The sequence below is a fragment of the Pseudomonas moorei genome, assembly GCF_008801475.1.
Lineage (GTDB): Bacteria > Pseudomonadota > Gammaproteobacteria > Pseudomonadales > Pseudomonadaceae > Aquipseudomonas > Aquipseudomonas moorei.
On the sequence record NZ_VZPP01000022.1, the window covers coordinates 22,754 to 35,523 of the forward strand.

General features: G+C 53.3%; 6 protein-coding genes and 1 pseudogene. 3 read left to right on the plus strand and 4 right to left on the minus strand.

Translation table 11 applies throughout. The features are described from left to right. Positions 1-66: 66 nt before the first annotated feature. Together F7R06_RS28655 and F7R06_RS28660 are read left to right on the plus strand one after the other, a co-directional pair. Complete coding sequence (locus F7R06_RS28655) at positions 67-846, plus strand: ABC transporter substrate-binding protein (RefSeq protein WP_425415228.1); 780 nt, start codon at positions 67-69, stop codon at positions 844-846. Between the two features lie 85 nt (positions 847-931). Next, positions 932-1,099: pseudogene (locus F7R06_RS28660) on the plus strand (histidine ABC transporter permease); the annotation flags it as partial. A gap of 1,225 nt (positions 1,100-2,324) precedes the next feature. On the opposite strand, the gene F7R06_RS30920 reads toward F7R06_RS28660, so the two are convergent. The 4 genes from F7R06_RS30920 to F7R06_RS28685 all read right to left on the minus strand — a co-directional run bounded on the left by F7R06_RS30920 (position 2,325) and on the right by F7R06_RS28685 (position 11,299). Further along, a complete protein-coding gene (locus F7R06_RS30920) occupies positions 2,325-5,120 on the minus strand; it encodes a patatin-like phospholipase domain-containing protein (protein ID WP_090324435.1) in 2,796 nt (931 codons plus the stop codon). A 295-nt stretch (positions 5,121-5,415) separates the two neighbouring features. Beyond that, the gene (locus F7R06_RS28675) at positions 5,416-8,100 is read right to left on the minus strand and encodes a DUF2235 domain-containing protein (RefSeq protein ID WP_159437818.1); all 2,685 of its coding nucleotides are present in this window, start codon (positions 8,098-8,100) and stop codon (positions 5,416-5,418) included. A gap of 2 nt (positions 8,101-8,102) precedes the next feature. Continuing rightward, positions 8,103-9,776, minus strand: a complete 1,674-nt coding sequence (locus F7R06_RS28680) for a patatin-like phospholipase family protein (protein WP_090324432.1) — start codon at positions 9,774-9,776, stop codon at positions 8,103-8,105. After that, complete coding sequence (locus tag F7R06_RS28685) at positions 9,773-11,299, minus strand: hypothetical protein (protein ID WP_139204811.1); 1,527 nt, start codon at positions 11,297-11,299, stop codon at positions 9,773-9,775. Before F7R06_RS28685 ends, F7R06_RS28680 begins: the two co-directional genes overlap by 4 nt. A gap of 567 nt (positions 11,300-11,866) precedes the next feature. Between F7R06_RS28685 and F7R06_RS28690 the strand changes: the two genes are divergently transcribed. Then, positions 11,867-12,337 (plus strand): hypothetical protein, encoded by a 471-nt coding sequence (locus F7R06_RS28690; RefSeq protein ID WP_090324428.1) that lies wholly within the window; start codon positions 11,867-11,869, stop codon positions 12,335-12,337. Positions 12,338-12,770 lie beyond the last annotated feature (433 nt).

Genomic DNA, 12,770 nt, shown 5'->3' on the forward strand with positions numbered 1-12,770 from the left:
CGGCGCATTTCCACCCGTTGTACCTGTAAAGAATCTGCGGCCTGAAGAGGAATAAAAATGAACAAGATGATTGCAGCCGTTTCCCTGGTGTTCCTGACGGCCTCGAGCCTGGCGGATGCGGCCGACTGGTCTGGCAAAGTGTTGAAGCTTGGGGTGGACCCGACGTATCCACCGCTGGAATACAAGAACAAGGATGGCACGCTGACCGGCTTCGGGGTCGATATCGCCGAGGCTCTGTGCGCCGAACTGAAAGCCCGATGCGTCTGGGTGGAAAGCAGTTGGGACGGGATGATCCCGGCACTGCTGGCGCGCAAGTTCGATGCGGTGGCGTCGTCGATGACCATCACACCCAAACGTCTGGAGCAGATTGCGTTTACCGACAAGGTGTCCAATGCCCCGGCTCGATTGGTGGCCAAACGTGGATCGGGATTACAGCCAACCGTCGAATCGCTCAAGGGCAAGCGCATTGGTGTGGAGCAGGGCTCGACCCAGGAGTCCTATGCCAAAGCAGTTTGGGGTTCCAAAGGCGTGGACGTTCTTTCTTATCAAAATCAGGATCAGGTTTACGCCGACTTGGTAGTGGGGCGACTTGATGCCTCGTTGCAGGGTGCCATTCAAGCCAGTTACGGCTTCTTGAAAACAGCGGCGGGCAAGGACTATGAATTTGCCGGTGCCACGCTGGATGACCCAGGCTTCTTCGGCGTCGGTGATGGCCTCGGTCTGCGCAAGGCTGATGTCGAGTTGCGTGAAGACTTGAACAAAGCCCTGGCAACTATTCTCGCCAACGGTACTTACGCGCGGATCAACGACAAGTACTTCGATTTTGACGTCTACGGCGCCAGGTAACGCGTCGTTGTTACCTTGAAAGGGCGCTCGTTCGAGCGCTCCATTACCCCCATCACCTCGCCCTAACAAGAAAAAGGAGAGTGAGATGTTTCTGGAAGGTTTTGGCCCGCAGATTCTGCTGGGCACCCTGGCTACCATCAAACTGGCACTTTGTTCATTGCTGATCGCCGTCCTGGCCGGGCTGATGGGCGCCAGTTCCAAGTTATCGTCCAATTGTTTGTTGCGCACGCTGGCCACGGCATATACGACTGTGAACCACGTCATGTTTCTGCATCAGGGGCGGGTGGAGGAGTCGGGAGCGCCAGGCACGCTGCTGGAACAGCCTCAAAGCGAGCGGTTGCAGCAGTTCCTGGCCGGGAGTCTCAAGTAGGTGCCCTTTAATCTGCGAAAGAGCAATCGACCGACCGCTTCTGGCCGATAGTTACCTGCGTGGGACGTTCCCTCGGTGTCGCCTCCCAGGTTGGGAACGGCGCTCAAGCCGAGCGCGTCAACCACAGGAGAGCTCACGATGGCAACATGGCCAAAACGGACTAAGGGAGGGGGATTGTGGTAGCAGACGTGGGGGGAAGTGTCTTGCTGGGGATCGGATATAAAAAACTAACCCCCTGGTGCGCAGTGAGGGACAGGTCCCTCCCGAGGCGTGGGGGCTATTCTTGAGCCGAATCCTAGCACGAGAATGAAGCAGGACAAAGGGTCAGCCGCGGCCGACAGCCATCGACCCAAAGTGGCTCGTGGCGGCGATAGAAATCCAGGTGCCATTCACCTATGTCTTGCGCTATTGCGACAGTCATAAGGTCTGAGCTTCGCTTATGCCTAAACCTTCTCCCCGGACTTCTAGTAGTTTGGATTGCCTTTGCCCGGTACCGACACCGAGGGTCTGCGGAAGCATCCTTCGGCAGCTGCAACGAGATTCAGTGACAAGACCGCACTGGGGTCGGTAGCGGCCACCTTTGACTGGCTGATTGCGACCGATTCTGTTGAAAAAGTCGGTTTTCTTAAACTGCCCGAATACTGGTCGGTGAAAACGCCTTTTTTGCACGCTGCTCCGTAAAATCCGAGCCCGAAAACCTCTATCCACAGTATGGATTTCAATCTCAGGCGCGTACTTTTCTGACGTCTAAACCAGGGCCGACGTTTTCAACAGAATCGGCCGATTCGTGACTGTCGCGAAGGGCTACTAGCGACCGATTCTGTGGAAAAAGTCGGTCCTTCCAGACTGCCCACATACTGACCGCTGAAGATGTGTTATTTGCGCGCCGCTACGCTAAATCTGAGCCCGGAATCCTCTGCTCAATGTAAAGATTTCAATCTCAAGCGCGTACTTTTCTACCGTGGAAATCTGGGCCGACGTTTTCAACAGAATCGACCCATAGCAGTCCTTCGCGTCGGGCGGTAGTCGGCCAAAAGCGACCGGTCAGAGGATAACTACGAAATATGGGCAATCTCATCCCTAACTGGCAATCGCATGTATAACTGGACTAATGCTTGGCGCCTTTTCTAATTTTTTTTAACCGTTTATTAAGATAGGCCCAAAGAGTCGCTTCATAAGTTTTTTGTTTTTTACCACCCGGCCCACTATTTTTCGGACCTTCCGAGCCGAAGAGAAGTTGCCCAATATTCAGCCCCAATTGTCGATAGCTTTCAAACTGTGATTCATTAAAGAATTGGTCAATTGTTGGTTCATTCGGAAACGAAGGGTGAGTGACCGAATAAAACTGAACATCATCACTCAATCGGGTGATTATATTTGGCTTGATAACCAATAATAGGCAGACCAGCCGCCGTGGATCGGAATCTCGATCGAATACATTGAAAAGCAAGCTGCACTGGTCGTCTGCCATTTTGGAGCTATTTTTATCATTTTTTATTGCAGTACCAGTAAGAAAGTCCTCATAAACGCCGATAACGCGTTGTAACGAGCGGAACCGATTGTCTTGTAAATAGCCAGTGTCTGCTTCAATTTCCAGCTTGAGATCTAGTCGAGCAAGCCTGATAAGGTTGGCCATGTCTTCAAAGCGATACTCAGGATCAGCCCCACAATCACAGAGCACTATCAGCTCCAAGCGTCTCCCAGGGCGTAGTAATTCGTAAACACCCGTGTTCTCAAAGTGCCCTCCGTCAGATAGATACTGATATTCACTGCGAAGACCATGAAATTGCGCAGTAAATTCTTTCAGCAGGTAATACGGGGTAGGTAAGTACCTAGCAAGCCAAGGGTCCCTTCGGGTATTTTTTTGACTTTCAGGTTTGTCATCTTCCTCGAAATTGGCTGGCCACCAGGTTCCAAGCCTGACGTTCGCAAGGCCACATACCAAGGATGCGCCTAGCGATGTTGTCCGCCCTAGACCGGTGGAGAATGCAGCTCCAGATGTTGCGATCCAGTGGCCAAGCGTCAAGGGTTGATCAACTTCACTGAAATTCCCGGTTTTCTTAACACGAGTACGTGGAACTCCATCCATGATGAAACTGTACGAGAACGTATCCGACTTGCCATGACAGTAGGAACCGGGGGCAATACACAACGGCAGCCCTTTACGGTCACGTTGGACCAGTTGCCCAGTCATGTCGGAGGTAAGATTCACTGTGACATTGATCAAGTGCAGCGGTGCCAAAGAGTTACAGCAGTAATAGTCCTCCAGCGACAAGTCATCTCCCGGTAAGGCTTCGCTCACGCTTAGTTTTTCTTCGCGCGTTTTCCTGTCATCAGACCACTTGAAACGGAAACCATTGGAGGCTCCCAGGTACGCGCGAGTGAGGCGTGCTGAATATAAAGCCTGTAAGGAAGAAAGATTGAGGAAACCTATGAAAATACCAGTGATGACGACAAGTGGTGCCACAACACCAAGCAAAATCCAAGCATCCCATAGATTAGCAAATGAGCATATCCAACAGCACTCTACCGCGAGCATCCAGTGCAGCAGAGTGCCCCAAGACAAGAGGGTTAAGCTGAGCATCGCTATACCTAGAGGCATTGCCAGATAGGGCAATGGAAGGTTCAACAACGACGTTTTTTTCGAGCGTTCATCGAACAATCGGGCGACCGCTCGAGTAAGCCAGACAATGCCAGCCAATACGGCTGCAGGGGTCAGTGATAGCCAGGGTGAAGTGGACGCCCACTGGTAAAGGGCATGCGATAACTCAAATGCAGATACCAGAAAGACTACACCTAGCATAAAGTTAATTGACTTGGCCAGACGTCTAGTGACATTGACCCTAAAATCGCGCACGGTCCTCCGCTCAACTGCAGGTAGTTTAGATATCCATATGCCGTACAGCATGGCCATTATCATTACGGGTATTGCCAGGACGAAGGTCGACAGAAGGTTGTGGGGCAAGTAACCGTAAAAATACGATACAACTAAACTTAAAGAAATCACCACTGACAAGCAAATGGCGTAAGCCCAATTTATAATTCTGGACGAGTCCGTTTCCACACTCTTCGTCGAGTAGAACAACCAGAAGGCAAGCCCTAGGGGTAGCACCCTAAACAAGAGTATCGATACAGGCAGTAGCCAAAGCGACATCACTAATTCGGGTAATTGCTCACCCAAAAAGGTTTGGGGCATATAGTATTTAATGTACATCAGTAAAACATTCATTGCGGCCAGTACGAACAGAATTGGCATACCAATAACGAAGTGAACCGACAGCCAGTTGCGTACTGCCAATGCGATGCCATAAAACAGGTCACCCGATCCCGAAGGCGTTAGATAGCGGCCATTCTCGCGTAACCAGGCCGTTGGGGCATCGCCTACATGCAGGTTACCGCTAATATCGTAATGCACACTGCTATGGATTCTTCCCGGCGGCTCGAACCGCAAGACGTCGAATGCATTTACAGCAGCCTGAACAACCGTAGGATCGTTAGCCTGACCTGAGAGACCTAGATACGGACGCAACCTCCCTCCTTGGAACAGGCTGCAATAGAAGGCACCGATGTATCCGCCTCCGCTGACCGTCGATAAGTAGTCAATATGTGGAAGCAGGTACTTGCAGGTGCCATCACCCGAATCTATTGCACGGGCCTTCGGAGCCTTTGCTCTGGCCATAGCCTGCAGAACGCCTAGACCAAAGGTAGCGCTGCGAATGCCACCGCCAGACAAGGCAAGCCCCCAAATCATGCTCGGCGGATCGCCAGGGTCTTTTTCCAGGTCGACTTTTAATTGTTGCCTGCGATGGCGGATTCGATCTCGCTCAACTTGATACTGTTTATCCGCTAATGCATCAGCTTGCGCCTGCCCACTCTGAACATCATAAACACTATCGTTATCCATAGTTTGTTCGTCCGCTAGAGAACCTAAAAATAGTTACGCGCTTGGTACCTGCACCGATACCTTTCCTACGAAACTAATCCCTTTGCTAGTTAAAATCAGAGGCCCGATTGCAGCTCCGGCGATGATGCAATTATCGTAGAACTGGTGTCCCGACCATCGAGCTGGAGAGCGCAGCTGATTTAAGTTATTCGTTAGTGTCGGCGACAGTACTCCTGAGGCAGGTTGAGATTGAGCTTTTGGATTAAATTGGATACAAGCTCAGGGATAACCAAGTCCACAAGCTGTTATTGGTTTATCACTTAGGGTCGTCAATCTGCGGGTTGTTTGCAGGCTTACAAAGTCGGGGAGCTTCATCTTTTTCTGAAGTCGCCATCACCATGTTTTTTGCACTCGGCAATATTCCATCAGGGTACAACCGTTCAACCGTCACGACCGCGTCACCATAGTTGTTCGAATAAAACAGCTTCGTGTTGAAGGGGGGCGCGAGTATCGCGTCATTCACGTAGATAAATAGCTCACCTGATGTTTGCGCTGTTATTTTCGCAGCGAGTGTTTTGCGGTCCGCGGGTGTCCGGTCCGCATTCATGCGGGCCGTAGCCTCTTTGCCGCTGAGCGGCAGAAAACGTGACCTGGGCTCGCAATGTTCGTTTTTGTAATGATGCGCGGTGAACGGGTTGACCGGATCCAGCACATACTCATCGTCCCCGGTTACGCCGATACGGGCCACTGGCTTGAACCAGGGTTCGAACCAGTAGCGGCGCAGCAGCATGGCGAAGAGGTGGGCGGATGTGTCGGTCGCAAAGCCGCCAACGTCTCCACGCTCTGCTAAATCAAACCAGTTACCGTCTGTGGTCAGGGTGATCTCATACGTGGCACCCTTCACCAGTTGAATACCCGAAGGCCAGCAGATTTCGTTGGTCTTGAAGTTCGTTGGAGCGTTTGGTTCGGGAGATATACAAATTTTGCCAGCGGCAAGGGAGGCGTCGAATACGGCTCTGTTTATCACCATGACCGCCAGAAAAAGGAACAGCGCGATAGCGAATGTTGGCAGCACATACTTCACGGTGTAGTTGTAGCCATTGACCAGTGAGGGATTTGAGCGCAGCCGGTGCGCGAGGTCGAGGGCGAAGGTGGTCGGCATCGAGTGCTCTGGCGCTTGCTGGAATTTTTCCAGGATCCGCAGTCGATACTCGCGCCAAGCCAGCAGCAACCAAAGGGCAAGCGAGGCACCACCCAGTTCCTTAGTAGTCGGAACCGTGCCTTGTATCACCAGTGAAATCAGAAACAGCCCAAAGGCGATCACTAGCGCCAGGCATGTTGTGTTGCGACCCCCTCGGGCGGATTGCACACACCACACAAGATGGCGGGCGCGAAAGTTGGCGTGCCAAGCCAATCGTACCCGGTCTGCGATGCGGGTTTTCAGCCTCACGCCGAGATAAAATGCGCTCAGCAAACCCGCGACCAATAGCACAAAGAGATCAGGGTGAGCGCCAAAGGCGTCGGTCCAGCGGGTACTGATTGACGGCAAAAGTCCCTTGATTGCGTTAATGGCAAAGCGAACCGCATCGTGGCTGATTTGCAACGCAGCGCTTGATGTTTGCCCGCTGTCAGACGTATCTGGAAGGACAGGGAGCGACGCCAGCAACACGGCGAACACGACTTGCACCACGTACAGCAGCCGTCGCCACCAGATCGTATCGCCGACCACTTGCAGTGCAATGGGATCGGGTATCACCACCCGCACGGGAGTGAAGTTTGCGAGCTGCGCAGGTGGGGCCAGGAGGGATACCGGAGAGAGGGCAGGTCTGGCTGTCGGCGGAAAAGAGATCATCGGTGTGACCGTTCCGAGCGGCCCAAGCACTCTGAAGCGACTGGGCAAGGTTATCGACGCATAGTGATCAGTGCCGCGGGCCATACGCAACAAGACGCTACTGTCGATGATCGGCTCGATAGGTACTCCGCTCGGGTAATGGAGGGGGCGAATCTGGCGCGGCTCATAGCGATAAAATGCAGCGAAGCCTGACCGTGAATCGTAAATCCGCGCAAAAGGTGATTTCTCTGCGGCGACCTCGCTCGCAGCTCCAGGCAACAATCGGATGCCGGACGCGGCTGCTTCGCTCATGATCCAGTGCAGCGGTACATACGAAAGTTGGTCCTCTGGATAGCCTCCGCCCACATTTGAATGCACGCCGGCAAACCAGACCTGGGTCAGACGTCCAGGCGCAACCTCGCCCTTTACAATCAATTCGGCCTCGCCTTCCTCGTCCCAAAGCACCGGGTGAAAGGTGCGTCGTTCATCGTCGAGGGAGAGCGCATGGCAAGCACGCTTGACGTTTACACCCAGAGTTAAATCGACAAATAACATCGGCCAGATCGCCAGGTTGATGGCCTGCTTTAACGTATCCAAGGGTATTTGGTACGCACCCACGGTGTCCCATAGCCCCAGGAAATGGAGAGAGGGTTTGAGGTTTTTTGTTTTTGTGTAGGTCGGGAAGCCACGCAGGCGATCGTAAAGGTGCAGGTATTGGTCGCGTGCTACGCGCAGCCAATGCACGACGGGGTTATGCGACTTAATAAACCGGGTTGACCGATAGGAGCGATACGCCGCTCGCGCATAACGATCCAGTTCCTCTTCGGACATGGGCTTGAGCAACCCTTCATGGGTCATCAACCCAACGAGCACACGAATAGTGAATGCCCCCCGACTGAACCCGAAACCACTAATCTGATCGCCGTTCTTGTAGTTACGACAAACGAACTTGTAGATGTCGATCACGTTACGCTTCAGACCCCAGCCAAACACGCCGCCGAGAATCGCGAGGTATTTGTTCGACGACGATCCCACGCCGTCGTCGTAGAAGGCAATTTGGTCGGGGAGGGTCAGGTCAACGGCCTGAAACAGTCGCCAGACGTTGGTTTTCTGCGCTTTCGCCGAACTGTTGCCGGTGCCATCTGAAAACAACAGGATCTGCTTGGTCATGATCATTCCCATGATGAGTTCAGTGTTGGGGTCTTATTGAACTGCGTCCATTTGCCTTTCAGCTCCGGGCACAACTGATCGACTCGGCCATTGAAACCATCAAGCTCAGGTGCGCTCTTGCCGCTGCGCCGAGCAAACCACGCTTGAATCTTTGGCGCGTTCTGCTTTACCGCCCAACAGGCGGCAATGCGCGCTAACGGGACGTCGCAACTTTCCTTGAGGTAAAAGTCAGTGCGCAGGTTACGCACCGCGGACTTCACTGTTTCAGGCGTATTCCACTCTCTGTGGCAAGGGATGTCATGCGCAACAGGATCGTGATCGACATCGACCCGCAGCGAGTCGACGCCTAGATCGTAATGACGCAGCGGGAGAATTTTCAGGCGTGACACCAGCAGGCTCGCCGAGGGTATTTCGCCGCCGGGGTTAGGGCAGTCGGTCATGTCCGCGTTGTCGCTGCTGGTCTGGCACCTCGCCAACTCGTTGGCGAGGTGCCAGAGGTCACGCCGGTACAAAGTCGCACGTTGCTCTTGAATGTCGGACAGGCGCGACGGGTCACCGACGAGGGTCGACAGCGGTGTGCTGGCGTCCTTGATCGCTGTGCCTTCGTTATTGAAGGGCATGCCAGCATCGAGTTCGACGATCAGTGCGTGCTGATCCTCGTGCTGTTTGAGCTTGTTCAGGAACAGCTGCGCAAGCGACTCGACCCCGCTGTTATCAGTGATCCCGCCATCGATAACGTGGAATAGCCTTTCTTGCCCCTCGACTTGATAGGCAACCGGCCCGACGACCACAGGAAATGCTGCAGACATCACAACCGCATACGATATCGGTATGTCCGCCGAAGCTATCTGGAACGAATTTTTATTATCGATCCGGTCGAAACCCTCCGGGGTCAACGGGTCGGTCATATCGCAGTCGTTGCTTTGCGCCTTCTGAACACCGATCTGCTTTGCTACCGGCAAGCTCGACGACAGCACATTGGTGAGTAGCGCCTCTACATTGATACAGAAGTAAGGCTGCGCAATGGTAGTCATCACAAAACGACGGCCCGTGTCGTAGTGCGTCGTGTTGAAAATCAGATAAGGGCTGCGTCCCAGCGATTGGCGTTTGTCCAGTTGGCCGAAAGTAGCTTTGTCCAGAAACGCTTCGTCGAGTCCATTCACCAGCCATTGCGAACGCCATGAGCCCAGAGTCGAGAGGTAGGATCGAACCAGCGCGGCATGGAACCAGTCGTGGTTCATCATCACGTGATAGTCGGAGAAAAACGACGCATAGGCTTTTGGAATACCTTGCGGGGAGAGCATCGCGTTAAAATCCGAGGGTGAGGCAGAGGGGTTTCGCATTCCGAAGTACGCAGCGGCAAAACTGCCGCCCGAAACACTCGAGATGAAACCCAGTGTGGAGAGGAAACTGACTGGCTGAGTACCCGTCTCTGGGGAAACAGGCAGTACACCAAGCAGTTCGATCACGTAGGAGGCGAACAATGCCGAGCGATTACCGCCACCGGAAAGAGCCAATCCCACCAACGGTCCTGGAGGTGCGTTAGCGGGTCGCTCACCTTTTGCTAGGTAGGAACTGGGCCCATGGATAGGCAAGGAATGAGTGGTACAGTTCGTCAGCACCATGGACATGAGTGCCAGCCCAAGGCATGCCGCCCGCGAGTTGGTACGCTTCATGGCTCGTCCACGCTCACGGTGGTTGGCGCGTTGCAGGCCCACATCACCTGTTGAACGGCCTTGCGCATCGTGACACCGGCAAAGGTTTCGACCGTGTTGGCGACCGCCTCATTGTTTAGTGCTGCAATGTTGCCGCCACGTATCAACGTGCCCACACCAGTAGTGACCAGCGCTTGCGTCGCGTTACCGAGCCGGTTGACCCTCTCCCACCCCGCGTCAGCCTGGCTCGCTTCAACGCATTGAGGTTCGTCGGCATCATCGACTTGGAACAGCTTTTGGGCGCAGGCCGTCGAAGTCTTCAGTCCAGGCGGATGCTGTCCATTAGCATCGAACATCGCCTCAACCAGCACCTGCATCAGTTGTGGCCCGAGCACGCCAACCGATGGCGCGCTGATCGAAGGCCTCCAGGGTGCAGTTTTCGAGGCGCTGTCGAATGCGACAGAAATGCCACCGAACTGCAGGCTTTGCCCGAACAGTGTGGTGAAGCCTCCGCTGCCGAGTTTCGGCAGGGCCGTACAATGGTCAGGTGCATTCTTGCAGACGTTGCCCACTGCCAGACGAAGCTGCTTTTTTGCTTCGTCAGGCAGGGGTGTCTTCAGCTTGCTCTCGAACTGTTGGATCACGTCATCCTCCAGTGACTTCTGGTTGACGCTGACTTGCACGAACTGCCCGGCGCCAAGGTATTCGTCGAAATAGGCCGAAAGAAAAACCGACGCATTGAAGGTCGCCACTAGTGCGATCAGTTTGGGCGTCTCTTCTAACTGCGAGCCCTTCAACTCATTCATGATCTGCCTGGCCGTCAGTAACGTGACCAAGCGAAACGGTTCAAAGCTGGCAAACTGCTGCATCGAAGGCTGTATTGTTGCTAGATCGTCTGGGCCAAAAGTGGTGATGCGCTCACCGGTGTTGGCTGCCAGCAACGTAGCTTTCTTGTCGATCATTAGTTTGATCACGGCAAGTCCGGCTGTTGCGGCTTGCTCCGCGCCTGGCTTATTGCTTTGCAGAACGACATAATCTTGTGACCCATTGATGAGCCACGGAATACGTTTGGCTAACTCCTGCGCGACGGTTTCGGCCTTGATGGACGCGCTATCCGGCGCAGTCTCCTTTTTATTCTCTTTCGCCGCCACACCCACCTTCGCCTTCTGCAGCAGCTTATTTGCCGCGGGTGCGTCCACCCCGGGCGTATCGTGTTTCACCAGTTGCTCCACTTGGACATGCAAAATCGGCGCACCGACTTTGTCATTCGTTGCCATTTCCACAAGCAACTGTGGCTTGGTGGGAAGCATCGGCGTGCCGGTGCGAACGCGTTTGAACGCAGCCTTCAAAACATCAAGGTCGCGACCCTGAACTGGAGGTGTCGATATCGATATAAGGTTTAAACATGTTGGTGGAACAGTTCTGACGTGCGTCTGTCGACCGGTGAACAAGTCATGCGAAGGCCAATTAGAGCAGCCTGAAAGTGCTGGCACGGTGCAAATAATCACCGCGCAGGAAAGCCAAAACAGGTGTATCCGGCGCATACGGGTATCCCTGCCCATGTATGAATCGCACAGGGCATTTTTCTGTATTCGGACTAGTGGCCCGGTTACTCGGGGGCTTACGTGATACGAAGGACTTCCTGTCCTGTTCACCAATGCAGTAAATCTACGCGGTGAACTCAACAGACTTTGATTTGGATCAATCATTAGCGAAGCAGATCAACCGGGATATGCAAGTAATGTTGCCACCATTCAATAAACCGCTTGGCTATTACCTAAATAAGGTTTGGTTTGGTGACTGTTGCCTGGCTGTAACTATAGGCAGTGGTAGGTCGATACTGTTGAAAAAGTCGCACGCTCCAAACCGCGGAAGTGGCGCAGTACTTTGCTTTGACACATCGGTGCCGCTCAACTATACCCAGCTCACTTCACGATTGGATAGTGACGGGAAGGTTGCGGCGGAGCCTCGCTATCATCGCCCCCATAGGGGGGCGCGCTGCATACCTTCTGCCAGGCTGGCAAACATGGTCGGCACACCCCTCAGCACCGGTGCGACCCTACAGTGGGGGACGCTCCAGATGATCACGTTTTTTGAAGGAAGCAATTATTATGGCCCAAGAACCTCCCGCCTTTCATATCGAGGAATTCAAACAGCTAAAGTCCGAGATAGGTGTGTTGTTGCAGCGGATAGAAACGCTCATCAAGTTTTCCCTGTTTGGTGGAGTGGCCATTTACGCCTGGATACTTACTCATGCCCCAAAGAGTGCCGTAGGCTCCACCAGCTTGACCGTTGACTTTCTAGTGGCAGCCGCTTTCCTTCCGCCGGCCTTGCTTTTCTTTTCAGCGAGCCTCTCAGCCTTAACATATTTACACGTGAACATCATGGCTCAATACCTACGCCGTCTCGAAGGCTTGCTTGGGTTTGCATCGTACGGATGGGAGGCGCACTGGGCCAAGTCGCCTCGTTCCATAACTTATGCATTATTTGCTTTCTTCGTTGTACTGCTGGTTGCGGAGTTAATCGTAAGTCGCTATTTAAGTGGAAGCTTGCAATCACTTGCCTTGTCGGCAAAAGGGTAAAGCGCCATTCCAAGGTGTAATACGCATCTTGCGAAATACCCTCTTTACCGGTTTAAGCAAAGGCGTTGAACGGGCGGACCACATTGGAGGGGGCAGGTACACTTTTGTCCAGTTGATCTGGAGTGTTTCAAGTAACGTCGCAAGAAATCACTATGTTGGTCATATGGTCTTCATGTGCCTATGGGCCAAATCAATAGGATGGGTGTGATTTCTGAAATATGAACGTCAGGTTCTGGCCGATTCTGTTGAAAATGTCGGTTTTCTTAAACTGCCCGAATATTGGTCGGTGAAAACGCCTTTTTTGCACGCTACTCCGTAAAATCTGAGCCCGAAAACCTCTGTCTACAGTATGGATTTCAATCTCAGGCGCGTACTTTTCTGACGTCTAAACCAGGGCCGACTTTTTCAACAGAATCGGCCGATTGCTGCCTGC

Coding starts and splice junctions, on each gene's coding strand:
- F7R06_RS28655 (WP_425415228.1), top strand. CDS start 67: ATGATTGCAGCCGTTTCCCTGGTGTTCCTGACGGCCTCGAGCCTGGCG.
- F7R06_RS28685 (WP_139204811.1), bottom strand. CDS start 11,299: ATGCGCCGGATACACCTGTTTTGGCTTTCCTGCGCGGTGATTATTTGC.
- F7R06_RS30920 (WP_090324435.1), bottom strand. CDS start 5,120: ATGGATAACGATAGTGTTTATGATGTTCAGAGTGGGCAGGCGCAAGCT.
- F7R06_RS28675 (WP_159437818.1), bottom strand. CDS start 8,100: ATGACCAAGCAGATCCTGTTGTTTTCAGATGGCACCGGCAACAGTTCG.
- F7R06_RS28680 (WP_090324432.1), bottom strand. CDS start 9,776: ATGAAGCGTACCAACTCGCGGGCGGCATGCCTTGGGCTGGCACTCATG.
- F7R06_RS28690 (WP_090324428.1), top strand. CDS start 11,867: ATGGCCCAAGAACCTCCCGCCTTTCATATCGAGGAATTCAAACAGCTA.